At 59.6% G+C, this 25,959-nt stretch carries 24 protein-coding genes; 6 read left to right on the top strand and 18 right to left on the bottom strand.

Features of this window, described 5'->3' with window-relative positions; all coding sequences use genetic code 11:
- Positions 1–19: 19 nt before the first annotated feature.
- A complete protein-coding gene (locus tag AB4P91_RS18790; RefSeq protein ID WP_150581003.1) occupies positions 20–256 on the bottom strand; it encodes a ferredoxin in 237 nt (78 codons plus the stop codon).
- A 123-nt stretch (positions 257–379) separates the two neighbouring features.
- On the opposite strand from AB4P91_RS18790, the gene AB4P91_RS18785 reads away from it, so the two are divergent.
- The 4 genes from AB4P91_RS18785 (at position 380) to AB4P91_RS18770 (ending at position 4,163) form a co-directional block, all read left to right on the top strand.
- On the top strand, positions 380–1,642 hold the full coding sequence (locus AB4P91_RS18785) for an MFS transporter (RefSeq protein WP_150581004.1): 1,263 nt from the start codon (positions 380–382) through the stop codon (positions 1,640–1,642).
- 26 nt (positions 1,643–1,668) lie between these two features.
- The gene (locus AB4P91_RS18780; protein ID WP_150581005.1) at positions 1,669–1,989 is read left to right on the top strand and encodes a 2Fe-2S iron-sulfur cluster-binding protein; all 321 of its coding nucleotides are present in this window, start codon (positions 1,669–1,671) and stop codon (positions 1,987–1,989) included.
- Positions 1,990–2,009: 20 nt separating this feature from the next.
- Positions 2,010–3,245 carry an NAD(P)/FAD-dependent oxidoreductase gene (locus AB4P91_RS18775; protein WP_150581006.1) on the top strand — a complete coding sequence of 412 codons (1,236 nt, stop codon included), beginning with the start codon at positions 2,010–2,012 and terminating at the stop codon, positions 3,243–3,245.
- An 84-nt stretch (positions 3,246–3,329) separates the two neighbouring features.
- Entirely contained in the window at positions 3,330–4,163 is an 834-nt protein-coding gene (locus AB4P91_RS18770; protein ID WP_313005240.1) for an oxidoreductase, read from the top strand.
- Positions 4,164–4,202: 39 nt separating this feature from the next.
- On the opposite strand, the gene AB4P91_RS18765 is transcribed toward AB4P91_RS18770, so the two are convergent.
- The 5 genes from AB4P91_RS18765 to AB4P91_RS18745 all read right to left on the bottom strand — a co-directional run bounded on the left by AB4P91_RS18765 (position 4,203) and on the right by AB4P91_RS18745 (position 9,186).
- On the bottom strand, positions 4,203–4,553 hold the full coding sequence (locus AB4P91_RS18765; protein ID WP_313005238.1) for a nuclear transport factor 2 family protein: 351 nt from the start codon (positions 4,551–4,553) through the stop codon (positions 4,203–4,205).
- Between the two features lie 23 nt (positions 4,554–4,576).
- Complete coding sequence (locus tag AB4P91_RS18760) at positions 4,577–5,878, bottom strand: MFS transporter (protein WP_150581009.1); 1,302 nt, start codon at positions 5,876–5,878, stop codon at positions 4,577–4,579.
- 10 nt (positions 5,879–5,888) lie between these two features.
- Positions 5,889–6,677 carry an SDR family NAD(P)-dependent oxidoreductase gene (locus AB4P91_RS18755; RefSeq protein WP_395603400.1) on the bottom strand — a complete coding sequence of 263 codons (789 nt, stop codon included), beginning with the start codon at positions 6,675–6,677 and terminating at the stop codon, positions 5,889–5,891.
- Positions 6,678–6,825: 148 nt separating this feature from the next.
- The gene (locus AB4P91_RS18750; RefSeq protein WP_313005233.1) at positions 6,826–7,857 is read right to left on the bottom strand and encodes a hypothetical protein; all 1,032 of its coding nucleotides are present in this window, start codon (positions 7,855–7,857) and stop codon (positions 6,826–6,828) included.
- Positions 7,858–7,908: 51 nt separating this feature from the next.
- Positions 7,909–9,186, bottom strand: a complete 1,278-nt coding sequence (locus AB4P91_RS18745) for a cytochrome P450 (protein ID WP_313005231.1) — start codon at positions 9,184–9,186, stop codon at positions 7,909–7,911.
- Positions 9,187–9,368: 182 nt separating this feature from the next.
- On the opposite strand from AB4P91_RS18745, the gene AB4P91_RS18740 reads away from it, so the two are divergent.
- A complete protein-coding gene (locus AB4P91_RS18740) occupies positions 9,369–10,034 on the top strand; it encodes a TetR/AcrR family transcriptional regulator (protein WP_313005228.1) in 666 nt (221 codons plus the stop codon).
- 191 nt (positions 10,035–10,225) lie between these two features.
- On the opposite strand, the gene AB4P91_RS18735 is transcribed toward AB4P91_RS18740, so the two are convergent.
- The 8 genes from AB4P91_RS18735 to AB4P91_RS18700 all read right to left on the bottom strand — a co-directional run bounded on the left by AB4P91_RS18735 (position 10,226) and on the right by AB4P91_RS18700 (position 21,463).
- The gene (locus AB4P91_RS18735) at positions 10,226–11,830 is read right to left on the bottom strand and encodes an NAD(P)/FAD-dependent oxidoreductase (protein ID WP_313005226.1); all 1,605 of its coding nucleotides are present in this window, start codon (positions 11,828–11,830) and stop codon (positions 10,226–10,228) included.
- A gap of 98 nt (positions 11,831–11,928) precedes the next feature.
- The gene (locus AB4P91_RS18730; protein WP_313005223.1) at positions 11,929–12,750 is read right to left on the bottom strand and encodes an SDR family oxidoreductase; all 822 of its coding nucleotides are present in this window, start codon (positions 12,748–12,750) and stop codon (positions 11,929–11,931) included.
- Between the two features lie 28 nt (positions 12,751–12,778).
- Entirely contained in the window at positions 12,779–13,597 is an 819-nt protein-coding gene (locus tag AB4P91_RS18725) for an enoyl-CoA hydratase/isomerase family protein (RefSeq protein WP_313005221.1), read from the bottom strand.
- Positions 13,594–14,565 carry a lactoylglutathione lyase gene (locus AB4P91_RS18720; protein ID WP_313005219.1) on the bottom strand — a complete coding sequence of 324 codons (972 nt, stop codon included), beginning with the start codon at positions 14,563–14,565 and terminating at the stop codon, positions 13,594–13,596. The genes AB4P91_RS18725 and AB4P91_RS18720 overlap by 4 nt, the downstream gene beginning before the upstream one ends.
- 46 nt (positions 14,566–14,611) lie before the next feature.
- Positions 14,612–17,143, bottom strand: a complete 2,532-nt coding sequence (locus AB4P91_RS18715) for an MMPL family transporter (RefSeq protein WP_313005217.1) — start codon at positions 17,141–17,143, stop codon at positions 14,612–14,614.
- 35 nt (positions 17,144–17,178) lie between these two features.
- On the bottom strand, positions 17,179–18,309 hold the full coding sequence (locus tag AB4P91_RS18710) for a YCF48-related protein (RefSeq protein WP_395603399.1): 1,131 nt from the start codon (positions 18,307–18,309) through the stop codon (positions 17,179–17,181).
- A gap of 94 nt (positions 18,310–18,403) precedes the next feature.
- Positions 18,404–19,771, bottom strand: coding sequence for a DUF1329 domain-containing protein (locus AB4P91_RS18705; protein ID WP_313005213.1), 1,368 nt, complete (start codon positions 19,769–19,771; stop codon positions 18,404–18,406).
- A 30-nt stretch (positions 19,772–19,801) separates the two neighbouring features.
- The gene (locus AB4P91_RS18700; RefSeq protein ID WP_150581020.1) at positions 19,802–21,463 is read right to left on the bottom strand and encodes a DUF1302 domain-containing protein; all 1,662 of its coding nucleotides are present in this window, start codon (positions 21,461–21,463) and stop codon (positions 19,802–19,804) included.
- A 419-nt stretch (positions 21,464–21,882) separates the two neighbouring features.
- Between AB4P91_RS18700 and AB4P91_RS18695 the strand changes: the two genes are divergently transcribed.
- Complete coding sequence (locus AB4P91_RS18695) at positions 21,883–22,728, top strand: SDR family oxidoreductase (RefSeq protein ID WP_313005211.1); 846 nt, start codon at positions 21,883–21,885, stop codon at positions 22,726–22,728.
- A gap of 64 nt (positions 22,729–22,792) precedes the next feature.
- Here the strand turns inward: AB4P91_RS18695 and AB4P91_RS18690 are convergent, their stop codons facing one another.
- Genes AB4P91_RS18690 through AB4P91_RS18675 form a run of 4 tightly spaced genes read right to left on the bottom strand, consistent with a single transcriptional unit; the run spans position 22,793 to position 25,814 of the window.
- Entirely contained in the window at positions 22,793–23,578 is a 786-nt protein-coding gene (locus AB4P91_RS18690) for a tyrosine-protein phosphatase (protein WP_313005209.1), read from the bottom strand.
- 2 nt (positions 23,579–23,580) lie between these two features.
- Positions 23,581–24,222, bottom strand: coding sequence for a phosphotransferase (locus AB4P91_RS18685; protein ID WP_313005208.1), 642 nt, complete (start codon positions 24,220–24,222; stop codon positions 23,581–23,583).
- A 42-nt stretch (positions 24,223–24,264) separates the two neighbouring features.
- Positions 24,265–24,780, bottom strand: coding sequence for a hypothetical protein (locus tag AB4P91_RS18680; protein WP_313005207.1), 516 nt, complete (start codon positions 24,778–24,780; stop codon positions 24,265–24,267).
- Positions 24,777–25,814 (bottom strand): amidohydrolase family protein, encoded by a 1,038-nt coding sequence (locus AB4P91_RS18675; RefSeq protein ID WP_150581024.1) that lies wholly within the window; start codon positions 25,812–25,814, stop codon positions 24,777–24,779. Before AB4P91_RS18675 ends, AB4P91_RS18680 begins: the two co-directional genes overlap by 4 nt.
- Between the last annotated feature and the right edge of the window lie 145 nt (positions 25,815–25,959).

Raw genomic sequence — 25,959 nt, 5'->3', positions numbered from 1 at the left:
GCGGTCGATGCTTTCGCTGTCAAACGGCTTCGTCTTCTGAAGTGATGGGCTCAAGCCAGATCGCCTCCGCCGGGCAAGCGGCGGCACCTTCGCGGGCCTCCTCTTCAAGTTCCGGTGGCACGGCGGCGTTGTCGAGGTACACCAGGCCATCGGCGTCAAGTTTGTAGACGCTTGGGCAGATCGCGGCACACAACCCGTAACCACAACAGCGGCTACGGTCGGCCACGGCTTTAAATTGCGCTTTTTCTGAACTCATTTTTTTCTCCTTATCAGGTTCAGCGATGGCAAATTATGAACACTTATTTATTTTATGTGCAATTAATTTTTAACGCGGATATGCTGAGACTGGCTCAACAAAACCTATAAGGAAGCCAGTCCCATGCATCCGTCCAAAAGCGAAGCGGCCATTGATCCGCAGGAATTTCGTCAAAGCTGGAGAATCCTGATCCTGTCGGTGGCCGGTGTCGCCATCAGCATCAACGCTGCCCTGCTGTATGGCTTCGGTACCCTGGTGGTGCCACTGGGCGATGCGTTCGGCTGGAGTAAAAGTGAACTGCAGGCCTGCATCACCTTCCTGTTCGGCGGCGCAGTGGTTTCCCTGCAACTGGTGGGTTGGTTCAATCTGCGCTACGGCATGAAGCGTGTCACGGTTATTTCCCTGCTGCTGCTGTCACTCGGCTACCTCGCGACGACCCAGCTGACCCAGTCGATCTGGTCGATGTACATTGCCTTCGCGCTGCTGCCGATCGTCGGCATGGGCGCGCTGGCGGTGACGTGGACGCAGCTGATCAGTCTGTGGTTCGATCGCAATCGCGGCCTGGCGCTGGCCATTGGTCTGTCCGGCACCGGCGTCACCGCTGCCACCATTCCCCGCCTGATGGCCTGGGGTATCGAACAGTGGGACTGGCGCGCAGCGTTTGTGATCCTGGCGCTGCTCAATCTGCTGGTGCTGCTGCCGTTGATTCTGCTGTGGTTCAAGCTGCCCGTCGCTGCCGCTCAGCGCAGTGACGGCGGTGAGCTTGAGCAATTGCCGGGGATGGGTTTCCGTGAAGGCATGGGCTCGCTGAAATTCTGGACGTGCAACCTGGCCCTCAGCCTGGTGATTTCTTCGATTGTCGGCATGGTCACCAGCACCGTACCCATGCTGCAAGCCCGCGGTTTATCGGCTGCGGACGCCGCCACTATTTTCAGTTGCTTTGGTATCTCGCTGATCTTTGGTCGCATGTTGATCGGCTATTTGCTTGATCGCCTGTGGCCGCCGGCAGTGTCTGCGCTGAGCCTGTTATTGCCCGCCGTGGGTTGTTTCATCTACCTGAGCCCGACAGCCGAGTTCGCCCCCCTGATGCTGGCGGCGGTGCTGGTCGGTTTTGGCGCCGGGGCGGAATTCGATATTGCCGCGTTCCTGATTGCGCGCTACTTCGGTTTGCGCGAGTACGGTCGTCTGTTTGGCGTCCATCAAGGCTTGAATACCGTGGCGTCGGCACTGGCGCCGTTGCTCTTCGCCTACATGCTGGCGCGAACCGGTTCGTATAGCGCGATGCTGGTGTACAGCGCCGCTTGCTGCATCATCGGTCCGTTGCTGCTGCTGACCCTGGGGCGCGTGCCGCGCTTCAACGCGCAAACCCTTCCCGGCCAATCCTGAGCCCCCAACAAGAATCGGAGCAGACCATGCCCACACTGACCTTTATTGAACACAACGGCACCGCCCATCAGGTCAAAGGTGATATCGGCCAATCGGTGATGCAGGCCGCGACCTTTGCCTCGGTGCCGGGCATTCCGGCCGATTGCGGCGGTGCCTGCAGTTGCGCCACCTGCCACACCTACGTCGACGAAGCCTGGCTGGGCAAAGTGCAGGCCGCCGAAGGCATGGAAAACGACATGCTCGAATACGCCTTCGAGCGCCGGGACAACAGCCGCTTGAGCTGCCAGTTGATCATCAGCCAAGAGATGGACGGCATGGTCCTGCACCTGCCGTCTTCGCAATTCTGAATGCGCATGAAGGAGTTCCCATGACCCTCGCCTCAGTGGTAATTGTCGGTGCCGGCCAGGCCGGATTTCAGGTCGCTACTTCCCTGCGTCAGGAAGGCTATGACGGGCGTATTACCCTGATTGGCGATGAGCCTGGCTTGCCCTACCAGCGCCCGCCGTTGTCCAAGGCCTACCTGCTCGGCAAGATTCAGGCGACCAATCTGCTGTTTCGCCCTGCGGATTTTTACGCCACCCAGCGCATTGAATTGCTGCATGACCAGGCAACAGCGATCGATCGCCTGAATCGACGGGTGGTGCTGGCCTCCGGGACGGCGGTCGCCTACGACCATCTGGTATTGGCCACTGGCGCGCACAACCGACCATTGCCGGTTCCCGGCGCGGATCTGCCGCAAGTGTTCGGCATCAAAACCCAGGCTGATGCCGATGCCCTGGCGCCACTGGCGAAAGAAGCGCGCAACGTGGTGGTGATCGGTGCCGGGTTTATCGGCCTTGAGTTCGCCGCAGTCGCTGCTGCTTTGGGCGCCAACGTGCACGTGCTGGAGCTGGGCGAGCGTCCCATGGCGCGGGCGGTGTCGCGGGAAATGTCGGAACTGTTCCGCCAGGCCCACGAAGCCTGGGGCGTGCACTTCGACTTCCGCCAGGGCTTGAGCCGCATCGATGGCGACAACGGCAAAGTGTGCGCAGTGCAAACCGCTGACGGGCGCGTCTTGCCAGCTGATCTGGTGGTGTTTGGCATTGGCGTCATCCCTAACGCGCAACTGGCGACTGAAGCGGGTCTGGACATCGAGAACGGCATAAGGGTAGACGCCAGTTTGCTGACATCCGACCCGCAGATTTCCGCACTGGGTGACGTTGCCAGTTTCCCTTGCCTGCAAAACAATGAGCAGCACACCCGGCTTGAGTCCGTACAAAACGCCGTCGATCAGGGCCGCGCAGTCGCCGCTCGACTGATGGGCAAACCGGCGCCATACAGCGCGCTGCCGTGGTTCTGGACCGATCAAGGCAATCTGAAGCTGCAAATTGCCGGGCTCTCCCATGGCTACGACAGCACCGTGGTGCTCGGTTCTGTAGAAGACAGGCAAGCCTCGGTGCTGTGTTTCCGCAATGATCGCCTGGTGGCCGTGGAGTCCTGTAATCGCATGGGCGATCACATGGCCGCGCGCAAGATACTCACCCGCGCGCCCAGGCTGACGGCCGCAGAGGCTGCCGCTGACGGTTTTGACCTGAAAGCCTGGGAAGCGGCCAATCGCGACTGAGCGGGCCCGGACGAGTAACGCACACAGCCGCGCCCGCCTCTGAGCTGACGCGGCTTTTTTTCGCATGACGAAGGGAGCGATGCCATGAACAAAGTCTGGTTTGTAACCGGTGCGGCCCGAGGCCTTGGCGCTGCGATTGCCAAAGCGGCATTGGCCGACGGTGACCGGGTTGTCGTCACCGGCCGGCGTATCGAACCGTTGGAAAAGGTGTTTGCCGAGTACGGCGAGCGTGTTCTGGCTGTGGCGCTGGATGTGACTGACGAAGCCCAGGCGCTGGTTGCCGTAGACAGCGCCGTTGCGCATTTTGGCCGCATCGATGTGCTGGTCAACAACGCTGGTTATGGCCAACTGGCGCCCTTCGAAGACAATTTCGCCAGCGACGCCGACAAGCAATTTGCGACCAATGTGTCGGGTGTATTCAACGTCTGTCGCGCGGTATTGCCCGTCATGCGCCAACAACGCAGCGGCCGGGTGTTAAACCTGTCTTCAATGGGCGGCGTGGTGGGGATGGGCGGAGCGGCTTTGTATTGCGCCTCGAAATTTGCCGTGGAAGGTTTTTCCGAGTCCCTGGCCCTGGAGGTCGCGCAGTTTGGCATCAAGGTCACACTGGTGGAGCCCGGCGTTTTCCGCACTGACTTCCTCGACCCCAGCTCGGCTGTTTTTGGCACACGTGGACTTGAGGATTACGCCGTCTTCACGGCCAAGGTCAAAGGCGCGTCGGCTGCCTACAACCATCAGCAAACCGGCAACCCGGCGAAGCTGGGCGTCGCGCTGGTGCAGCTGGCCAACAGCGAAAACCCGCCGTTGCGCTATGTTGCGGGCTCCGACGCCTATCAGCAAATCAGTGACAAGCTGAACAGAATGCTCGCGGAAATCGAGCATTGGCAGCAACTGTCATTCTCCACCGACGGCATATGACGCCGGTGCGCACAGCCGATGAGCGGCTGTGCGCAACGACTATAGATTGATGAAGTAGCGCACCGACAACGTTCCTTCCTCGAATCGATACAACTCGATCGTCTCAACGCCCCCCTCCTGCTCGCGGAAGGCGTTGAGGTGATGACAGGCCGCTTCATTGCCGTTGATGATGCACTGGCGCACTTCCACGCGAATCTTCGGTTGCTGCTGCGCCCACATGCCTTCCAGCACCTGCCAGGCATCGTGCTGCGGCTTGCCGACGTATTCGATACTCAAGCCGTTGGGCGACACACTGCGGTAGTGGTCAAAAAAACCCTCCTTGTCACCCCTGTTCCAGCAGTCGATCTGACCGTGCAGGAAATGCTCGATCGTCTGTTTTTCCATACTCATGTCGGGTTCATCCTCGGGTAGGGTCAGGCGTGCTGCTGCGGTTGAAGGTTGCGTTGACGCGCCAGAAAGGCCGGTTCCATCCGCAACCACAGCAAAATGGTCGGACCGATAATGGCGCAGCAGAAACAGCACACCAGCACCGCGGAATAGCTGCCGTACACATCGTAGAGATAGCCGAACAGCATGGGCACCAGACCGGAAACGATGGTGATCAGGCACAGGTGCAACCCGAAGATTCGCGCGTAGTCCTTCAGGCCGAAATAGCGTGCCATCAGGAAGGCCGCCAGATCGAATTCAGCACCGGCACTCGCGCCAATGCACAGGGTGGCCAGTACCAGCAGCGGTATGTTCTGCGCCCCGCCAAACAGAAAAATTGCACAACCCAACGCCGGTAGCGCCAGGCTAACGGCGGACACCACAGAGGGCGAATAACGGTCCAGCAGATAGCCCACCAGCAAACGTCCGCCGATAATGGAAATGCCGAAGGTGCTGAAGATCTGGCTGGCCTGCTGGGCGCTCAAGCCTTTGCTTTGCAGCATCGGCACTAGGTTGGTGACCATGCCGACGGTCAATGACACCGACAATATCAGCGCGACGTTGAAACCCCAGTACATGCCGGAGCGCACGGCTTGTTTGAAGGACATGCCGGACAGTTCCGGAAGCACTTTTTGCGTGGTGGTCTCCGCGCTGGCGAAGTGAGCCGGCACACGCAGCCACATCAACGACAATGGCAGCGTGAACAGCAACGGCATCGCCGCCAGGGCAATGAAACCGGCTTGCCAGCCATAGGCGGCAATCAGCCTCGACAACAGCGGCGGCAGAATCATTGCCATCAGCCCGGTGCCGCACAGAATCACCGCCAGCGCCAGCCCCCGGTTGCGCTCGAACCACAGGTTGATCAGTTGCGTCCAGGTAATCGCAATGGTGCCGGCGCAAACGATCGGCATGCTGAAGAACGCCAGGTACAGCCAGCCAATCGACCCCTGGATCCGGGTGATGGCAAGGTACCCGACGATCTGCAGCACAATCGACACAATCGCCACTCGGCGCAGGCCGTAACGGCGGTAGAGCCAGCCAACCAGTTGCGTGGATATCGCGACGCCGGCGAACAGGAACGTGATGGATGCCTGCAGGTCGCCGCGGCTCCAGCCGAAGGCTTGCTCCAGGGGAATCACCAAGGTGCCGAAGGCGTAAAGCAACGCCGCGGTGATGCTGGTGCAAATCCCGAACAGACCCAGTATCACCACACGCCAACCGTGCTTGAATTCGGAGAAATCAGTGCCACCGTGGGCGGTGGTGCGGGTGTTGCGTGTCTCGGTTGTCATGACTGATTCCTCAATCGCCCTTGAGAATTTCTTCGACTTTGGGCAGCGCGATCATGGTGGCGCCGCCATCCACCAGCAGTGAAGTGCCGGTGATGTAGGAAGCTTCGTTGGAGGTCAGAAACAGCACGGCATTGGCAATGTCGGCGGACTCGCCCAAGCGACCTATTGGGAAATGCGCGGCCAGTTTATGTGGCAGTTCCTTGCCCAGGGTTTCCAGCATGTGGTCGGTGCCGATCAGTCCGGGCTCCACCACGTTGACCAGAATATTCATGGCGCCAAATTCCACCGCCAGACCGCGCGCGAAAGCATTCATGAAGGCTTTGCTGGAGCCGTAGGCAATCAGCCGTGGGGTGTATTTGCGGTTGGCTTCGCCCGATGAAATGAAGATAAGGCGTCCTTTGTCGACCGCTTTTGACAGGTGCGGCGCGCTGTCTTTGGCCAGCCAGAACAAGGATTGAATATTGCTGCGCACAATGTGATCAAAGATGTGATCGGCCATGTCAGCGATCAATCCGTGACTGGTGTCGGCGGCGCAGTGCACGACGATGTCCAGGCCGCCGAAATGTTCGACGCCATCCTCCACCATTGCTTTGATCGCCTCGCGATCGGCTATGTCGCCACTCACCAGGCAGGCTTCACCGCCCAGCGCCTTGATCTGCGCGATGGTTTCGTCGCCGTATCGAGCGGTGCGTGCCGACACAATCACCTTGGCGCCTTCCCGGGCATAGGCCAGCGCAATGGCGCGGCCCATGCCTCGACCGGCGCCAGTGATCAGCACGACTTTGTTGTGGAATTTCATCGTTAATCCTCATTGTTGTATTTGTCGAGGCTATTGATGCAACGCATATGCCCCCCGTAGGAGCTGCCGAAGGCTGCGATCTTTTGATTTTGTTTTTCAAGATCAAAAGATCGCAGCCTTCGGCAGCTCCTACAGGGGGGCGGCTGGTTTACAGGTCTTTGCCCGGAACGTTGCGGGCCGAGCCGTTGCGCCGGTCCGACTCGCCCCAACCTAACCAGTGCGAGGGCTCGCGGGTATCGCCGACCCGCCGCCAGCGCCCTTCCTGCTGCGCCGTGATCGGGAAGCCACCGACGAAATCGATCATCTCGCCCTTCTCGTCCGGCAGGAACTCCCACTCTTCATCGCCTTCCAGCACTATTTTTGCGGACTTGAGGAAGTAGCTGCCGTCCTTGTGCTCGGTGTGACCTTCGATATCGGTGGTGACCCGCACTTCGCCTTTTTCGTTGTTGAAAATGGCGTAGCCCAGATGGTCATGACCGACCATGAACGAACCGGTGTCCCAGGTGCCGTCTTTGTATACCGTGACAAACGACCACCAGATCACATGCTTGTTGTTGTTCACCACCAGGTCTTTCTTGAAGTGGATGGCGCCGCCTTCGGCCATGTAAAACTGATCCAGCGCCATGGCGCCCTTGACCGGCCGCCCTTCGCAGACACCGGCGATATCCCACAACTGCGACACGTAAAAGGTGCCCCACTCCACGCCTGGCAAGTACCACTGCAGCCCTGGGCCAAGCAGTCGGCCTTCAAGGTGAAACAGGCCTTCTTCCTTCCAGGTCAGGCGTTCGCTGCTCGCGGTTATTTCCCAGCCGTTACCGGGCTCACCCGGCTGACTGGCCCACCGCGCAACATCACGTTCCAGACTGTGCACCGGCAGTGGTGTCAGCGCCTGCCGGGCCATTTTTTCGTGATCCATGCGCAGGTGGACGTTGTCGACATGGTTGTTCAGGTAGATAAACTTGGTCGGGTTGGGTGTGCCGTTCGGCGCCATCAACGAGCGGACGAACGAGTAGATATTGCCTTGCTCATCGCGCACCGATCCGAACGGTGAACTCTTGCTCAGGTGCAGGCCGAAAAAACCGCGTTCGGATGACAGGGATTCGCCGGTGACCTTGTGCGGCCCAACCAATTGTTGAAAGCCGAAGTCGCCGCGTTCTGGAATGGTTTTGAACGTTCTCATAATGCCCTCTGTTGTTTTTGTTACGGCCGGGAAACGGATTTACCGGGTGAGTCAGTCCCAGATCACCGGGAGCGTGGAGACCCCGCGCAGTTGCGCACCGCCGATTTGCGGAACGGGTTGAGTCGGGTCCAGGCGCAGGTTGGGAAACAGGTCGAGGATCGCGTTGACCGCGCAGCTGATTTCCACCTTGGCGACGAATTGACCGATGCACATGTGCGGGCCGAAGCCAAATCCAAAAGAAGGTTTTGGCTTGCGATCGATGTCGAACACTTCGGGGTTTTCAAAGGCGTCTTCATCGCGGTTGGCCGACACCACCATGCATTGCACGAACGAACCCTTGGGGATTTTCACGCCATGGAACTCCACTTCTTTGGCGGTTTCGCGCACCTTGAAAGTCGCCACCGGTTCAAAGCGGGTGGTTTCGTCCATCAGTCTTCCGATCAGCGAACGGTCAGCCTTGACCCGTTCCAGCAGACCGGGCGTGGTCAGCAGCAAGGTCATGACCGAGCCGAACATGCGCGTGGTAGTTTCACCTGCGGCCGGTAACAGGGATCGGGTGAAGGTGATCACCTCATGATCATTCAGCGTGCGCCCCTCATATTCGGCGCGCAGCAAGCGCCCGACGACGTCATCGCCCTGGCTGCCCGCGGCGCGCCGTTGCACCACGACCTCGGCCAGTGCGTCGTACAGGCCTTTGACGGCGATCCCGGCCTGACGCCGCGCCTCGACCATCTTGCTCGGGTCGATCTGATTGCCGCCAACAATGGCCAGCGCCCAGGCCGCATATTGCTTGTACTTGGACGGCTCATCCGACGGAAAACCCATCAAGGCGTACATGACCCGAATCGGCAGTTCGAGGCCGAACTTCATCAAGTCGGCTTTTTTCGCCGGTAACATGGGCTGAAGGTATTCCTCGCGAATCACTTGGTCGATCTGCGGACGCCACTTGTTCACGGTCTCCGGCATAAACGCTGGCTGCAGCAACGCTCGTACTTTGCGGTGCTCGTCACCGTCCATGGCCAGAATGATCAAGCCATCGAAAAACGCCCCCAGGCCTTCGGCGATAAATCCGCTGGTGTAGGTCGCGCCGTCGCGCAGCACGGTCATCACGTCCTGGTATTTGAACAAGGCGAAGGTCGGACGCGTGCCCTGCTGAGTGCCGGCGTTGGTCGGCACACCAAACTGGGTGATGAAGTCGCCTTCGTAGATCGGGGATTTGAGCCGCTGTTCGCGGCACACCGCGTGAATATCCAGGTCTGTGCCGCGATACATTTGCGACACTGCGGAGTACGCGGTGGCCAGATCCAGTGCTGCGCTTTCGTTGCTCATCAGGATTTCCTGTCTTGTTTTTATTGTGCTTGCACACCAAGATTGCCCGGCTGCCAACTCATCGTAAGCGGTTGTGTGCGAGCGGGCAGTCCGCTTCGTTTGACTCAGGGTCAAACGAAGCCCTTCAGGAAAATGCTTCAGGGTGTGAGCAGCTGCGCAGATCCAGGCACAAGGAGTTCGAGGTGGTAGTAAAAGCAGGAGAAGGTGGCGCACAGAGCAAGCGCAATACAATGAACCGCCTGCTGGCTGCTGCGCGAGTGGAGTTCGCCAGAAAAGGCCTGGCAGGCGCCCGCGTGGAAGAAATTGCCCGGGATGCCGGCGTTACCAAGCAGTTGGTCTACCACTACTACAACTCCAAGGAAGGCCTGTTCATAGCGGTACTGGACGAGTCTTCGGACAACATCATGTCGGAGCTGGTCAACCTCAGTGTCGAAGAGCTTTCACCGCCTGTGGCCATGCGCGCGGTGCTCAATCATTTTTTCGACCAATACCGTCTGGACCCCTTCCTCGGCAGCCTGGCGCTGGAGGGCATCCGTTACCACGATACTCACCAGACACCTCGCAACCACTTTCTGGAAATGGTCCCCAAGCTGATCGCCAAGCTCGACGCGATTCTCCTGCGTGGGGCCACCAGTGGTGATTTTCGCGCGAACATCAACCCGCGCCTGTTACTGGCAAGTGCATCGCTGGTGACTACGGGCTGGTTTACCAATCGCTATTCGATGTCGGCACTGGCCGGGCTGGATACCGACTCGGAGCAAGGCATGGCGACGTGGCGGCAGTACTCGGCGGATTTTGTGCTGGCAAGTATTTCGTTGGGGGCAGAAAAAACTGCCGACAGCGTATGATCGCCACCCGGCATTGTCGAAAGACCTATCGCACACGCCCCCCTGTAGGAGCTGCCGAAGGCTGCGATCTTTTGATCCGGCCGTGGCTCTGCTCCGGCTGATCGAAAGCCAAACGCGACAGCAAGGCAGCCTCGTTTCACTCGACAGCTCCTACAGGTCGTAGGTGTTTACGGGTTTTCGTGTTTGCGGGTTTAGCGTGCCTTTTTACCCAGATACTTGCTCACCCGCTTCGCCGCCAACCGCCCGGCCATGCCATTGACCCCACCCCCCGGATGAATCCCGGCACTGCCCAGATACAAACCCGCTACCGGCAAGGTGTCGCCGCCCAAGCCGTGCGCAGGTCGCATGGTGCTCGAACGCATCGACGTGGTGTCGATATGCACCACGCAGCCATTCACCGTGTTCAAGCGAGCCGTGAAGTCTGGAGCCGCCTCGATGTGCCGACCGATCACCTGCCCCTCGATTCCTTCGATGTAGTCGTACAGCTGTTCCTGCACCTGATCGGCCACACGCTCACGCAAGTTGTCCCAACCCTCATTGGGAGCCACCGGCATCACCGGCGGATAGATGTACAAGATGTCCTGCCCGGCCGGTGCTTGCGACGTGTCGGCGGCACTCGGTGCGGCCACGGTGATATAGGGCAGCTTCGGCACCTCGCCACGGGCGCAAGCGGCGAAGTTTTCCAGCACGGCTTCTTCGGTGCCGATCAACATCACGGTTTTACGCAAGTCCACACCGTCGCCACGTAGGGCAGCAAAACGTGGCAGCGAAATCTGCCCACGCAGGGCCACGTCCACCTTCAAAGGCCCGGAGCCCTTGCCGTTGGCCGGCGCCATGGCAATACGGGTCAGCAGGTATTGAGGAATTTGACCCGGCGTCACCATGTCCAGCGCTGGCTTTGGATGGCAGCCGGCGATGACCGCCCGCGCCGTGAACTGACGACCATCGGCCAGTTTCACGCCTTGGATCTGCCCTTCCCTGGCGACGATTTCACTGACGCTCGCCGAGACCAGCACTTTGCCGCCCAGTTCTTCCAGGCGAGCCTGCATGGCATTGCTCAACTGCTGCATGCCCCCCAGCACTCGACCAACACCAAAACGATGGAGGAACCCGAGCAAGGCGTAATAGATGCCCCCGCCATCGGCGCTGATATCGCCTGCCAGCCCGGTCAATGCGCACATCGCCGAGATAGTCACCGGATGCTCGAAACGCTCACGCGCGGCCTGCAGTGCAGAGCCCGTCATCAACGCCATCAGCTCGGGTTTCAGCGCTTTATGCTTGATCGCGGTACCCAGTATTCTCAGCTTCACACCCAGATTCGTTTTGGCCGGGTCGACCCGCATCATCGGCAGCGCGATATCCAGGAACATGTCGATGACGTTCATGAACTGCAGAAACGCCTCGGCGTCTTTGCTGCTGAAGCGGCGAATCTCGGCGGCGGTCTTTTCGCGGTCACGCCAGAAAATCAGCGATTGCCCGTCCGGGTGCAAATAGACGTAACCCGGCGCTAGTTCTATCGACTTGAAGCCGTGTTGATCCAGGCCCAGTTCGGCCGGCACGTGGGAATGCACGCGCATCGACATCATGTCCAGCGCACAAGGGTGGACCAGGTGCTGCGGGGCTTCGGGTATCAGGTAACCTGACGAAGCCATGCCGCCGACCTTGTCCAGCGCTTCCAGCACCAACACTTTTTTGCCTTCCAGGCCCAGGTAGCAGCCAGCCGAAAGGCCGTTGGTGCCGCCGCCGACAATGATCACATCGAAATCGGTGTTGCTCGCAGGTGGGTGCTGGTTCATCAAAAGCTTCCATGTCGACATTCGACCACGGCGGCGCGCAGCGGCTGTGGCGGCGAAGATGAGCGGCGGCGCGCACGGCATAGCGGCGCCGGAGAGCGTTACATGCCGGTGCGGCCCATTTGCGCGAACAGCGCACGCATGGCCACCAGCGAAGGTGTATGGCTGCTGAAGCCACCGTCGGCAACCAGCGTGGTGCCGGTGACAAACGAGGATTCATCACTGGCCAGAAACGCCACTACATCGGCGATCTGCCGAGGCGTGCCCAGTTCGGCGGTGCAATGGTTGTCGCGCAGAATGTCGAGCAATGGCGCAGGCATCGCGTGTTCCGAAGGCGCCAGGCCGATCTGCACGGCATTGCCACGAATGCCCTGCTTGCCGTATTGCGACGCCACCATACGCGGCAGCATCATCAGCCCCGCTTTGGAGGTCGCGTAGCCGGTCAGTGACATATCGCCCTGCATGCCCAGGCCGGAGGTTGCGAAGATGATCGAGCCCTTGCCGTTCTCCAGCATGACCGGGATCACATGTTTGGTGCACAGCACCGCTCCACGCAGATTCACTGCGATCGCACGATCCCAGGCTTGCATGTCGAGGTTGACGAAATCGCGGTCCATCTGGCGTTGCTCGGCATTCAGGATGGCCGCGTTGTTGTGCAGGATGTCGATACGGCCGAAACGCTCCTTCACCTGGGCGACCATGTCCCGCACGTCATCTTCCGAAGAGACGTCAGTGGCGATCGCCAGGGCCTGGTGGCCATCGGCAAGCAGAGATTCGGCGACCGCTGTCGCCCCGTCGAAATTGATATCGACCACCGCAATGCTTGCCCCGTGCGACGCCAGCACCCGAGCGCATTCAGCGCCGAGGCCGCCACCGGAGCCGGTAATAATGGCCACACGTCCTGCCAGTTTTCCTGTGCTCATGTCTTGTTCCTTAGTGTTTTGGGGCGTTTTATTCGCCGGTAAAACGCGGTTCCCGTCGCTCGCTGAACGCCTGGGCCGCTTCACGGGCGTCCTGGGTCGGGGCCAGCAAGGCGAACAGGTCCAGCTCCAGATCGAGGCCGCGCTTGAGGTCCATGTCCAGAGCAGCCCGGGCCGCCTGCTTGACGAAGGCCGAAGCGGTGGGCGGCTTGACCGCAATGCGCTGCGCAAAGGCGCGCACTTCGTCCAGCAGGCTGGCGTTGTCACTGGCCAGGCGACTGACCAGACCAATACGCTGCGCTTGCTCGGCGCCCATGCGGTCACCGGTGAGCAGCATGTCCAGTGCCTGACCTGGCGCCACCACGCGGGAAAGCCGTTGTGTACCGCCGCCACCGGGGATCAGCCCCAGACCGGTTTCCGGCAGGGCGAATACTGCATCGGGCGCGGCGAAGCGGATGTCACAGGCCAATGCCAGCTCCAGCCCGCCGCCCATGCAGTAGCCATGGATAGCGGCAATGACCGGTTTGCTGATGCCATCCAGCGCTTCTATCCAGCGTACTTTTTCCATGCGCTGGCGAACCTGTAGGCTCGACTCCGGGCCGCGCCGTTCCTTGATATCGGCCCCCGCGCAGAAGCCCCGGTCGCCTTCGCCGCGAATCACGATCACGCGAATCTGCGGGTCTTGCTGCAACTGCGCCAGCGCTTGCGGTACGCCCTGGCGAATGTCGTCGTTGATGGCATTGATCTGCCGGGGTCGGGTCAGAATCACCCAGCCCACCATGGCATCGCGCTCCAAACGCACTGCTTCGTTGATCAGTACCGGAGGCTGCTGGTTTTGCGCTGTGCTCATGCAGGGCACTCCTCGAACTCGAACACCTGGCCGTTGAGTTCTTGCGGGTCGATCTTGATCAATGCACGGCCGCCAACGGCTTGCGACGATTCGATCCATTCGAAGCGCGTGCCGCGTGCCCGCAGATCCTCGGCCTTGGCCGCCAGGTCGTTGACGCCGATGCGGATGTAATACGGACCCGGCCCCCAGTTGTTAACGTAATGCCCGGCGTCGGTGTTCCAGTAGGTCGCTTCGAGTACATCGAGGGTGGCGCTGTTGGGCACGGTGAAACCCATTCGCGCACGGCGGTAACCTTCGCTGGCGATGGTCTCTACCGGGCCGCTCGGCTCCCAGTCGAGGTTGGTCGATACTTTGCGCAGGGTTTCGTCGAGATCGCGCACCAGGAAACCTCGGGCCGTCACGCGCACCATGTCGCCAGGCTTCTGATCACGCGGCTGCATCGGCGGCAACTGGTACGTTTCCGGTGGCATCTGCAACGGCTCGGTTGGCATGATTTCAATGCACAAGCCGCCGTCCACAGTCGGCTGGTAATACGGTTGTTCCGGAGTCGCGCCCAGCCACAGACGGTCGAACGGCATTTCCGGGGTGCGTTGCGCCATGCGGAACGGCAAGCGACGACGCATCAGTTTGTCCACCAGCGCGTCGAATTTGTCCCCGTGCAAGGCCAGCACAATGGAGTGGGTCAGCATTGGCCGATGGTGGCCCTGGAAATCCTTCAGGCTTTCCAGAAAATCATGGAACAGGGGATCGCCAGGGTTCGGCCGATCCAGGTGCCACTGCGGTTCGATGCGCGTTGGCGACACCGCCAAAGATTTGTGAACCCGCAAAAAATGCGCGATGTAGGGATGATTGTCGAACGCCTGACGCCAGCGCTCATGCTTATAGATCCCGAGCTTGTCGACCAACATTTCCGTCATGCCGTCCGGGTCCGGAACCATCATGTCGGCACTCATCAATAACTCGAACATTGTTCTCTCCTTGCAATTGCCAGCCGGGTCTGTGCCCGGCTATTAGTCAGCGGACACGCCGGGGGAAGGCGAGCTCATTCAATGAGTGCGTAGTCACGGCAGCGGAAGGTTTACGCGGCTCCTGCTGCGCGCGGGCATCTTCCAGGTCGAGCGCCACCCCGGCCTTGGAATTGCCCTTCGGGTTAAGCAGGTAATGCGACAGGGCCGGGATAAGCACCAGCGCACCGAGCATGTTCCACAGGAACATGAAGGTCAGCAGAATGCCCATGTCGGCCTGGAACTTGATCGGCGACCAGGCCCAGGTAATGACCCCGGCTGCCATGGTCAGGCCGACGAGTGCGACGACGCGGCCGGTGAAGTCCAGCGAGCGACGATAGGCCACCGCCAGACTGCCACCGCGTTCCTGTACCGCCAGTTGCACACTCAGCAGATACAGGGCGTAGTCCACGCCAACCCCCACGCCCACTGCAATCACCGGCAAGGTGGCCACTTTCAGACCAATGCCCAGCCACACCATCAATGCCTTGCAGATGATGGTGGTCATCAGCAATGGAATCAGGGCGACCAGGGTTGCGCGCCAGCTGCGGAAGGTCAGCAGACACAGCAAGGCCGTCGCGCCGTATACCGCCAGGTACATGGTGATGATGCCTTTCTCGACCTCGATGTTAGTGGCGGCCTCGATGCCGGCATTGCCTGCGGCCAAAAGGAATTCCACAGGTTGTTCAGCACCGGCGGCGGTATTGTTTTCCTTGGCGAATGCTTCGGAGACCTGCAACACCCGGGTCAACGTGTCAGCCTTGTGGTCTGCCAGATAGGCAATCAACGGCGTCACCGAGCATTGCTGGTTGGTGATGCCCGGGGCAGAAATCATCGCCGCATCCACGGCTGAGTTGGTGATGGCCTGGTCACGACTGATGCTCAGCCACTTCGGGCTGCCTTCAGCCATGCCGGAGCTGATCATCCGCACGGTTTCGGCCAGCGATTGTGTGGTTTGCACCCCCGGCGTCTGGCGCAGGCGCCAGGCCAGTTTGTCCATGCTTTGCAGCGACTGATACAAACGGCAGCTGTCTTCGTTGGTCTTCATGATGACTACGAACTGGTCGCTGGAAAGTCCGTAGTGACTGGTGATGTAGGCGTTGTCGAGGTTGTACCGCGACTCGGCACGCAACTCCGGTGCGCCGGGGTCCAGATCGCCCACCTTGAGGTTCATCATCACCACACTGCACACCAGGGTCACCAGCAGCGACAAGGCAATGACGGCCGTCGCCCACGGACGCTCGGTGAAGCGATCGAGGCTGTGCCAGAGGTGCCCGAGCACACCACGGTTGGCGGCGCCGGCCTGGTCTTTGGCGATGGCGATTCGCGCGGCTTTTTTGCTCACACCCAGGTACGAGAGCGCCACCGGGATCAGCAGCAGCTTGGTGAAAATCAGGACTGCAACGCCCATGCTGGTGGTCAGTGCCAGGTCGCGGATCACCGGGATATCGATGATCACCAGCACCGCAAACCCGACGATATTGGTCAGCAGCGCGGTCAGACCCGTAAGGAACAAACGGCGGAAGGTATACCGCGCCGCCACATATTTATGGGTACCGCGGCCAATGTCCTGGAGGATGCCGTTCATCTTCTGCGTGCCATGGGAGATCCCGATGGCAAAAATCAGAAACGGCACCAGAATCGAATACGGGTCCAGCTCATAGCCAAGGATCTGCATCAGACCCAGCAGCCACACCACCCCTGCCACCGCCACGCTCACCAGCAACAACGTACTGCGCAGGCAGCGGGTATAGAAATAGACGAACAGCCCGGCGATCAGTACCGATGCGCCAAAGAACAGCATGACCGAATACAGGCCATCGATCAGGTCACCGACCAGTTTGCTGAAGCCGACTATGTGGATGCCCACCTTGTCACTTTCCAGTGAGCGGATCTGCGCTTCCAGTTGCGTGGAAAAGTCGCCGTAATCCAGAGGCAGGCCAGTCTGCGGGTTGGTATCGAGCAGCGGCGCGACAATCATGCTCGACTTGCCGTCGTTGGCCACCAGGTTGCCGATGATGCCGGAGCGCATGATATTGCGCCGCAGGGCCTTGATCGACTTGTCGCTGCCGTCGTAATCCGAAGGCATCACCGCACCGCCATCGATGCCCTCCTCCGTCACCTCTTTCCAGCGTACGATCGGCATCCACAGCGACTTCATCCAGGAGCGGTCGATACCCGGGATCAGGTACAGGGTGTCGTTGACTTTCTGCAGCGCCAGCAAGTAGTCGGCGTCGTAGATGTCACCAGTCTTGTTTTCGACCACCACGCGAATGCTGTTACCCAGGCCCGGCAACTGGTTTTTGTAGGCCAGGTAATTCTTGATGTACGGGCTGGAGCTGGGAATCATTTTCTCGAAGCTGGCATTCACCTGCAGCCGTGTAGCAAAGAAGCCCAGCACCACGGTGGCGAGCAAGCAAGCAACGACGACCACCATGCGATGACGGAAAATGACCCGTTCAAACCAGCCACCGGAGTTCTTGTCAAAGTCCTCCAGGTTGGCGATCACTGGCATCCCGCTGTTGAATTTTTGCTCGACCATTTTTTCTTTCTCGTAGGGGAATCGTGCCGACGGCTTTAGTTGGCCTGGGCGATATCGATGACCTTGGCGCCGCTGAAACGCGTGACAACCAGGCTCCCGGCCTGTTGCGTGGCACTGGCTGCATACACCTCGCCGACCCGCGCATCTGCCAGCGGCGTGACCTGCAAACTCTGCCGGTCGACGCTGACCAGTTGCCCACCCTGGCTCACCACGATCAAGGCATCGCCCTGCTCGACGATGCTGACCAGGCTGCTGTTGAGGTTGGTTTGCACGGGCTGCCATTGCTGGCCGTCATCCCGACTGGCGAACAGATTGCCGCGCAGCCCATAGGCCAGCAGCAGACCGTCGAAGGCACGGACGCCGAAGTAGGTGCCGGTGTAAGGCGTCTCGACTTTCACGAAACGTTGCTGCGCAGCGTCCAGGCGCAACACCACGCCTTGTTCACCACCGATATAGAACGTGCCGGCATGTTCCGCGAGGCCATACAGGTGCATACGCCGGTCGTTGTCACTGCGCTCGATCCAGGGCTCCCAGGTCTGACCATCGTCAGTGCTGTGCAACACCATGCCGAAAGCACCTACGGCAAAGCCATTACCCTGCTCATCAAACAGCACATCCAGGAACGGTGCGGCCAGTACGTCGGGTGTCGCCGAACTGCTGGCGGCCATTGCAACTTCCCTGAGCACCAGTGCGGCCGATTCATCGCCTTGTTCAGCGCGCGGCCCGTAGTAAGCATTGAGCAACGTCAGCAGACGGCGTCCGTCGAGTTGCACCTGCCAGCTGTCACCGCCATTGCTGGTGTGCAGCACCACGGCATCGTGACCGACGATCCAGCCATTGCGCTCGTCGCGAAAACGTACCTGCACCAGATCGCTGGACACCGGGCTGTCGAGTTGTCGCCAGGTCCGGCCCTGATCGGTGGAACGCTGGATCAACCCGTGCAGGCCGACGCCAATCATTGCATCGCCCACCGTGGTGACCGACAGCAAGGGTGCTGGCAGCTGCGCGTCGATCGGTTGAGCCGGCACGTCCAGCGAATCGGAAGACGCCGCAACTGCGCTGTAAGCAGGCGTGGTCAGCAACGAACTGGCGCCGACGATCAACGCGACAGCCATCAGCCGGCGCGATTTACAGAGAAGAAAAGAAGCAGGGCAAGGGCTAGTCATTATTTTTATTCCTTAACCATCCCGCGGGGCAAACCCGCCCGTGACGCCTGCCCGGCTTGATGCGCAAACCGGCAGGCAACACAGGCGAATCACATCAGCGCTGGGTGACCCGCGCCACAATGGCCTCAGGGTTCATGTCACGCTCGGACAAAGGTTTGTCGATGAACTTGTAGCCGCCCTTCAAACCATCGTTGAGCAGCGCGTACATGCCTTTGTTGAAGTCATACACGACGTTCTTCACGTTGTACGGGATGTTCTTGTCATACAGCTGAACGCCGCTGAGGAAGATCGAGCGATACAGCGCGCCGCTCTTGTCCCAGGCGTCATACAGGCCAACGCCGAAGGTGTCTTCATCCAGGTAGTAAGTACGTTTGCTGTATACGTGGCGCATGCCCGGCTTCAGTGTCGCCTCTACAACCCACACCCGATGCAGCTCCCAACGCTCGTTCGCTGGGTTGGCGTGGTGCGGCATGAACTGATCTTCCTGCTTGGCAACGCCGAAGTAGAATTTGTACGCGTTGTAAGGGATGTACATTTCCTTGCGGCCGACCAGTTTGTAATCGAAGCGGTCCTGGCTGCCCGAGAACATTTGCAGTTCGTCGAACAGCGTCACGCCACCCTGGCTTGCTACCGGTGTATCGAAGGCGAATTCAGGCGCCAGTTTCACCCGACGCTGACCTGGGGAATAACTGAACGAACGACGAGCCTTGGCCAATGGATCGAGGAAGTCGGTAAGCACCACAACTTCACCCGAGCGGCGCGCCGGATAGTCGTTGCGCGAGAACACCCGGGCGTACATCATCGGGTCGCGGTCTTGCTGAGTAACCTGGTAGTACGGCGTTTCTTCGAACGTCGCCTGCTCGGCGGTCTTGGTGATCGAACCGTTGGCATCCACTACCCAGCTGTTGGAGGAAGTCGTGGTGGAGTAACCGGTGCCGATCTTGTAACGCACCTGCTGGTTCCACATCACTTCGTTACCGGTCTTCGGGATCGGGAACGGCAGGCCGCCACGGCAGGCTGGATCCACGGCGAGGCCGTCCTTCTGGATCTTGCAGCTACTGGCATTGCGCACCGTCGCGTCCAGCACTGCCTGCGGATAGGCCGTAGTGCGGTGGCTCGGGTACACGTCGAGATAATAAGTCGGGTACTTCTTTATCAGGGCCTTCTGACCCTCGCTGAGTTTGTCGGCGTATTTGTCGAGGTTCTTGGCGTCGATGCGAAACAGGGGTTTCTCATCCTTGAACGGATCGACCCAGAAACCGCTGTCGGGTTTGAATCCTGCCGGTGCGGTGGTCAGGCCGCCCTCGTAAGCGGGGATCGTGCCGTCTGCGTTGCCGGCCTGAATGGCGCCGAACTGCGTGAGGCTTTTGCCCAGGTCCGCGGCATCGCCAGCAGCAACTGCTGAGAGGCTACAGGCCGCAAAACTCATCAAGGCGACAGTTAAAGCAAGTGGACGTTTCATGAACACGTTCTCCGATTCTTGTTTGATTTATCAGAAGGAGGTCTTGAAGGTGAAAGCCAGCCAGCCGCGGTCTTCACCGCCGACATTGCCGTTACCGGCAACGGTACCGTTGGCCAGGTTTTTCGGTTGGGCCGCTGTGTCGGCATAACGCAAGCCGAACTCGTACAACTGGGCATAAGTAAGCTTCACGCCGACGGAGTAAGCCAGGGCACCTTCGCTGCCACCACCGGCGGTCGGCGCGTTACCGTGCAGCCCGTAGTTGACGGTCAGAGGCACATCCATATCCCAGGACGGGAAGATCGAAATGTATTGCGGAGTGTAGTTGACCGCGACAGCGTAATAGTTCTTCGAGGAGCAGCCGTCCGACTCGCTGCCGGACCCGGCAATGCCGGGCGTTCTGGCATTTGTGCAGGCGTTTTTGCCAACCCCTTTATAGAGTTCTTCATGCTCGGTCACACGTTGCAAGTGGCTGTAGGCGAATTCGCCGACCAGCGTTGCGTTGTTGGAGATGAAGTTACGTGGCACGCCGTAAACGGCGTTGGCAATGAAGTGGATGGTGTCGCCGCGCGGGCCTTCGTTGTCCAGGGCGCTGACACCCGTGGCATTCAAGGCGCCGTTCATGCGGTAGGACAGTTCGGAACCCACTGCGACCGTGTTGAACACCCGGGCAAAACTGACGCCAGCCAGTTTCACGCCGCGCGGGTAAACAACCCGATACGCACCCTGCGCGGCTTTGACTTGCGGGGCGAGCCATGGCTGATAGTCGTCGAACTGACGGTAGTACGCGCCAAACGTGGACTCGACTTCTTCAACGTTGAGTTTGGCCATCACACCCCAGTTCTTGCCATCGCGGCCGAAGCGCGAATCCTGACGCTGAAAAGCTGCGCCATTAGGTGCCAGCGGCAGTTGGTCCGGCCCTTCGAACAATGGGTCAGCCGCGCCGAAATAGGTACCACCATAAGGGATGCGCGTAGGCTCCCATTCATAAAAGTACTGACCGGCAACGGACAGGTGATCAGTGACCTGCGCCTTGGCCGAGATCTGCCCGACCGGCAGGAACACTTCCTTGGTTTCGATACCCGGGCTGGTCGATGCTTTCACGCCATCGCTGGGTGCCTGGGAGTAGGACACCGCGTGCCCCCCGAACAGCAGGCTTTCACCCCAGTAGTTGGTGTGGCGACCGACCTTGAGGTTGACCGGAGTATCGCCGACGTTGAAGTTGCGCCAGACAAACGCATCGAGAATCTCACCCGACGGCCCGTTCATGTAGCGGTCCACTTCGTTGCTGTACTTGTTGTTGTGATAGCTGGTGGCGTAGCCGGGAATGTTGCTTTCCACCTTGTCGTCGTTGTAGGCCTGGTCGAACCAGCCGGCGGCACTGAGACGAGCGCCCCACTCGTTGAGGTAGGAAAAATCGAACTCACTCAACACATCGAGACGATTTGTAACAATATCGCCCCGGTCGAACTTGCCGTCGGACTCGTCGAAGTTCGGCGTGTTCATGATGCGACTATCTTGACTGTCTGTTCGCACGCCCAAGTTGTAACGGACTGTGTTATCCCAGCGCAGGCGGTAGTCGGGGTTGGGGAGATCGAACGAAAGCGCCATTACGCCTGGAGCAACGCCAGCCAGCATCAGCGTAAACGCACCTTGAGCCAGCACCAGCCGACTCTGCTTGGTCTTATGTTTCATACACACTACCTTTTATTTTTATTTTCAGCCGTTATGTGCGTTCAAACGATCCTTCCAGCGCCCTGCGAAACCTCACAGGGTCATTGAAATCGCGCTTGGACAGTCCGCTCAAAAGGTCTGGCAGGCATTCAGGACCACTTCCCTCCTCAGCTGAAAGTCACCGTAACGGATCGCAAAACAAAATTCCACATAAAGATTTGTATTCTCTATCCAGAATCACGCTTCCGTTTGCGCGCATAAATGATTCAGCTGCAGGTAATCCTTGGCTAATACTGCACACATAACAGATAAACGTTCAAATAATCTTTGACGCTTTCCGCCTTTAGGCTTTCAATGACCCTGCCTTGACCACCAGAATCGTGGTTCGGCGCAACGAAACGGCAGTTCAACCGGCAGAACAAAAACAACAGGAACCCCCCATGAACATTGATTTGAGTGCCAAACGCGTGATCATCACGGGTGCTTCCCGGGGCATTGGTCTGGCGATCGCCCGAGCATTCGCCGCGGAAGGGGCACGCGTTGCCATTTGTGCGCGCAACGAGGACGACGTCCATGCTGCCGGCGCACAGCTTGCGGAACACGCCCAGGCCGTTATCGCCCGCGTCGTTGATGTCACCGACAGCGACGGAGTCAAAGCTTTCGTGGCGGAAGTTGCACACACTTGGGGCGGCGTCGACGTGCTGGTCAACAATGCCGGTCAAGGTCGTGGCGGCAACCTGGATACCCTCACACCCGAAGTCATCCTCGAACACGCCAATATCTTGCAGATGGGGCACTTCCGCTTCGTTCAGGCCGTGGTGCCGTTCATGCGTGCACAGCGCTGGGGGCGGATCATCGAGATCAATGCGCTGGCCGGGGCGATCCCGACGCCAGACGGCATTCCCTCGGTGATCAATCGCGCCTCGTGCATCGCCCTCTCCCGCTCGCTGGGCATGTCACTGCCAAAGGACAATATTCTGGTCAACAGCCTGAATATGGGCTGGATAGATACCGGCCAGTGGGACCGTCACTACAAAGAAATGGGACCGGGTGTCAGCCGCGACGAGTTCGACGCCATGGTGATGAAGGTCGTGCCGCTCGGCCGCTACGGCAAGCCTGAAGACGTTGCCGGCATGGCGCTTTTCCTCGCCAGTGAATATGCCAGCTTCATCAGCGCGGCCTCGATCGACATCGCTGGCGGAATGGGTGGGCAGATCGCCTATTTCCCGACGCTCAAGCGAGATTTCGCGGCGGCCATTGCAGCACGCAACGCGGCAGGCGAATAATCCGAGCATGCATTCGAGCATCCACTGACCGCCGCGCATGCGGGGTCAGTCCCGGTGCGTAGTCCTAGGCCTCCAGCAGACTGTTTCGCAGCGCCTGCAAGCCCTGCTGGCTCAGACCACTGAAGCGCTGCAGGTATGAATCCAGCCCACCGTAATCGGCGTCGATACCTGCATACGCGGCATTCAGATACTCGGGCCGGGCATCCAGCACCGCATCGAGTGCCGCCTCGCTGACCACTTGGCCCACCAGGTGATTTACCGTGATGCTCGTCGCTTGCTGACGCTCCACTTCCAGTTGACTGTATCGACGTGCCGACAGCAAATAATCGGCCATGACAAGTTCCGGCGCGACGCCCAGGGCGTGCAACAGCAGCATCACCGCCACCCCGGTGCGGTCCTTGCCGGCCGCGCAATGAATCAACACCGATGCATGCCGGGTAGAGAACAGCTCAAACAGCGCAGGCAACAACGGCGCCAACAGCTGCGGGAGTTGCCGATAAACCTCCAGCATCATGTTTCGCGCGCCCTCCTCCGTCGGGTTTTCAGCGAACATGGCGGCAATCCGGGGGTCGGCACGAACATCACCCAGGACTTCCAGGTGAAGTTGTGCAATAGCAGATTCCGGGACGCAGTTGGGGTAACGTTCACGCTCCCCCGCGCTGCGTAAATCGCAGACGGTTTTCAGGCCGATCCGCTGCAAGGTCTGCCAGTCTTCAGCCGTCAGTCGATGCAGCTGCTCTGCCCGCAACAGGTGATGGTTGCCGATACGACGACCACAACCGGTGGGCATGCCTTTGAGGCTGCGAAAGTTGTCCGCGCCCTGCAAGAGCAAGTCTTCCTGCCCAGCCATCTTCAATCCTCCAATAGATGTTGATAGGCCTGCGTCAATGGACGCGCACCCTGCCCCAACACCGGTGTGCGGCGAGGCGTACGGCCACGCGTCAGCAAGGGCAAAGTATCAAAATCTTCCGCGGCGGCGAAGAAGCGTTGCACCATCGGCAACCCGGCCTGTCCCCATTCATCCATGTTGGACATCCAGGTCTGCATTCCCCAAACCGGCCAGCGCCGGAACTGTTCCCACGCAGCATCCTGGTCAAGCACGCCTTCGGCACCCAGACTGATCAGTTTTTCGCGGTACAACCCCAGCAGGTGTTGCGCATCGGTGCGCCGTTCCTCGACGGTCAGTGCCCCCAGCATGAAATAGGCGACATCGCGCCATGGCCGGCCACGCCTCGCCAGCTGCCAATCCAGCCAGATTCGTTGGCCATCGCTGCGTAAAAAGCTGTTGCCCTGATGCGAATCACCATGGATCAGGCAGCTGGGTGACGTCTGTTCGCGTTCGAACGCAGCCAGTTCATCGAACGCATGGCTGAACAATTCCGGCGTCTCGTACATCCATTTCGGCAACAGCTTCTGATAGTCGGGTTTGCGCAAGTTGACCTTTATGTAGTTGTACATGCGCAGCAGCCCCTCGGTGTCGACCGGGTTGGCCATCGACACCGGCAGCCAGCTTTGTGCTTGTAACTGCGGGCTGTTTCAGGTGGCCGCATGCAAGGTCGCGAGAGATTCCAGCCCGCGAGCGACACCGTCCACGCCGAGGTGATCATTGCTATGACCAAATTGTCCGGCTGCCAGGCCAAGGTCTTCCATGATCACTACGCCTCGACCACCGCCGTCCGCGTCCCAGTCCGTGAAATACACCCTCGGTAATGGCGCATGGGACCAGCCACGCGCCAAATGATAAAAACGCGCTTCCAGCTCGCAAATATCTCCGCTCTCGAATCCCTCGGACCAATTCGACTTCAGGCACACTTGCTGCGCAATGCCGGCGTGCCGACCGATTTCATTCAACTCGAGGCTGGCGCGAAACTTTGTGGTGTGCCCGTTTCGTACCTCCACCGCCTCCAACGCCAGTACCTCGATGCCCGGGTAGCAAGGCTGCATCAATTGCGTAAGCCAGGCCGCGCTGAGCTCGCTCAAGTGCCGAGGCAGGCGCCCGCTACGCTGCGGATAGGGGCGCCCGGCAGGCATGGCCAGCAGGCTGTCCGTCACGGCGTCAGAATCCGGTCCGACCCAACCGGCACTTCAAGCTTGAGCAGTTCGATGGCATTGCCACTGCGGATCCGCTCACGGTCGACCGTCGACAAACCAATCCCATCGGTCAAATCGCCATGGTCATAGGCACCGCCGAAGTTGGTGCCGTACAGCAAACGCTCGACCCCTACCACCTCGGCGACTCCACGGCGCAGGCCGGGCGCATGCACATCGAGGTCGAAGTAGAAATTTTGCATGTAATCCATCAGCGGGCGCTGGTTGCGCGAATCCGGAGCCATGGCGCGATTCAATTCACTCAAACGCCCCAACTGGAAAACCGCCATGCCACCTGCGTGGGTGATGTAGGTTTTCAACGTAGGGAAAACATCCAGCGCACCACCGCAGATCAGGTACCAGAAAAACAGCGTTTCATCGACACAGTCGCCGATAATCGACGTGGTCTCGAACTTGTCGTCGGTGTGTTTTTCACCCCAGTAAATCGACTGGTTGAAGCCATGCACCATGATTGGCACATCCAGCTGAGTGAGTTTTTCCCAAACAGGGAACAGGCGTTCGTCGTGCGCCTCCAGACCATTAAAGTTGGCTCCGCCCACGCACACGCCTTTGGCGCCTAACTGCGTGACCGCGCGCTCGATTTCCCTGGCGGCGTTTTGCGGGTCGGCAAGGTTGGCATGACACCAGAAATCGAAGTGATCGGGATCGGCACGGCAGAAGGCGGACAACTCGTCGTTGCAGATGCGCGCGTATTCATTGGCGAAATCGCCTGCCCAATACATGAAGCAGTGGGACGGTGTGGACATCACCAGTTTGTCGACACCGCGCTCGGCCATCAGCGCCCGGCGGCTGGCGTGGCTCATGCGCGCCAGCAGATTCGCCTGCGCTTCGGCATCTGTTGCGGCTTTGGCTGGTTGTTTGGTGCCGAGGGCAAAATGACCTACGGTCAGCCCTTGCACCTTCATGAAGGGGCCCCAGAACTCGTGACGGTTGAACATGCCCTCGGTCAGCAAGTGGGCGTGGACGTCGATCAGCATGGCGTTCTCCTTGTTGTCATTTGCCAGCAGGTCCGAACCCCCTTGGGCGAACGGCCGGGTCGTTTGATGCGATGAATGCACCAGGAATAATATAAACACATATTTGATATGTGTTCATATTATATCTCGGTGAAATTAGCGCGGA

Origin of the sequence: Pseudomonas sp. B21128, assembly GCF_044218865.1 — a bacterium.
Taxonomy (GTDB): domain Bacteria; phylum Pseudomonadota; class Gammaproteobacteria; order Pseudomonadales; family Pseudomonadaceae; genus Aquipseudomonas; species Aquipseudomonas iridis.
Note: the sequence above shows the minus strand (reverse complement) of the source record. Positions and strands in the feature narration are given on the sequence as shown.

Excerpts from the sequence above, each read along its gene's own strand:
- AB4P91_RS18790 (WP_150581003.1), bottom strand. The coding sequence starts at position 256 with ATGAGTTCAGAAAAAGCGCAATTTAAAGCCGTGGCCGACCGTAGCCGC.
- AB4P91_RS18785 (WP_150581004.1), top strand. The coding sequence starts at position 380 with ATGCATCCGTCCAAAAGCGAAGCGGCCATTGATCCGCAGGAATTTCGT.
- AB4P91_RS18780 (WP_150581005.1), top strand. The coding sequence starts at position 1,669 with ATGCCCACACTGACCTTTATTGAACACAACGGCACCGCCCATCAGGTC.
- AB4P91_RS18775 (WP_150581006.1), top strand. The coding sequence starts at position 2,010 with ATGACCCTCGCCTCAGTGGTAATTGTCGGTGCCGGCCAGGCCGGATTT.
- AB4P91_RS18770 (WP_313005240.1), top strand. The coding sequence starts at position 3,330 with ATGAACAAAGTCTGGTTTGTAACCGGTGCGGCCCGAGGCCTTGGCGCT.
- AB4P91_RS18765 (WP_313005238.1), bottom strand. The coding sequence starts at position 4,553 with ATGAGTATGGAAAAACAGACGATCGAGCATTTCCTGCACGGTCAGATC.
- AB4P91_RS18760 (WP_150581009.1), bottom strand. The coding sequence starts at position 5,878 with ATGACAACCGAGACACGCAACACCCGCACCACCGCCCACGGTGGCACT.
- AB4P91_RS18755 (WP_395603400.1), bottom strand. The coding sequence starts at position 6,677 with ATGAAATTCCACAACAAAGTCGTGCTGATCACTGGCGCCGGTCGAGGC.
- AB4P91_RS18750 (WP_313005233.1), bottom strand. The coding sequence starts at position 7,857 with ATGAGAACGTTCAAAACCATTCCAGAACGCGGCGACTTCGGCTTTCAA.
- AB4P91_RS18745 (WP_313005231.1), bottom strand. The coding sequence starts at position 9,186 with ATGAGCAACGAAAGCGCAGCACTGGATCTGGCCACCGCGTACTCCGCA.
- AB4P91_RS18735 (WP_313005226.1), bottom strand. The coding sequence starts at position 11,830 with ATGAACCAGCACCCACCTGCGAGCAACACCGATTTCGATGTGATCATT.
- AB4P91_RS18730 (WP_313005223.1), bottom strand. The coding sequence starts at position 12,750 with ATGAGCACAGGAAAACTGGCAGGACGTGTGGCCATTATTACCGGCTCC.
- AB4P91_RS18725 (WP_313005221.1), bottom strand. The coding sequence starts at position 13,597 with ATGAGCACAGCGCAAAACCAGCAGCCTCCGGTACTGATCAACGAAGCA.
- AB4P91_RS18720 (WP_313005219.1), bottom strand. The coding sequence starts at position 14,565 with ATGTTCGAGTTATTGATGAGTGCCGACATGATGGTTCCGGACCCGGAC.
- AB4P91_RS18715 (WP_313005217.1), bottom strand. The coding sequence starts at position 17,143 with ATGGTCGAGCAAAAATTCAACAGCGGGATGCCAGTGATCGCCAACCTG.
- AB4P91_RS18710 (WP_395603399.1), bottom strand. The coding sequence starts at position 18,309 with ATGACTAGCCCTTGCCCTGCTTCTTTTCTTCTCTGTAAATCGCGCCGG.
- AB4P91_RS18705 (WP_313005213.1), bottom strand. The coding sequence starts at position 19,771 with ATGAAACGTCCACTTGCTTTAACTGTCGCCTTGATGAGTTTTGCGGCC.
- AB4P91_RS18700 (WP_150581020.1), bottom strand. The coding sequence starts at position 21,463 with ATGAAACATAAGACCAAGCAGAGTCGGCTGGTGCTGGCTCAAGGTGCG.
- AB4P91_RS18695 (WP_313005211.1), top strand. The coding sequence starts at position 21,883 with ATGAACATTGATTTGAGTGCCAAACGCGTGATCATCACGGGTGCTTCC.
- AB4P91_RS18690 (WP_313005209.1), bottom strand. The coding sequence starts at position 23,578 with ATGGCTGGGCAGGAAGACTTGCTCTTGCAGGGCGCGGACAACTTTCGC.
- AB4P91_RS18685 (WP_313005208.1), bottom strand. The coding sequence starts at position 24,222 with ATGGCCAACCCGGTCGACACCGAGGGGCTGCTGCGCATGTACAACTAC.
- AB4P91_RS18675 (WP_150581024.1), bottom strand. The coding sequence starts at position 25,814 with ATGCTGATCGACGTCCACGCCCACTTGCTGACCGAGGGCATGTTCAAC.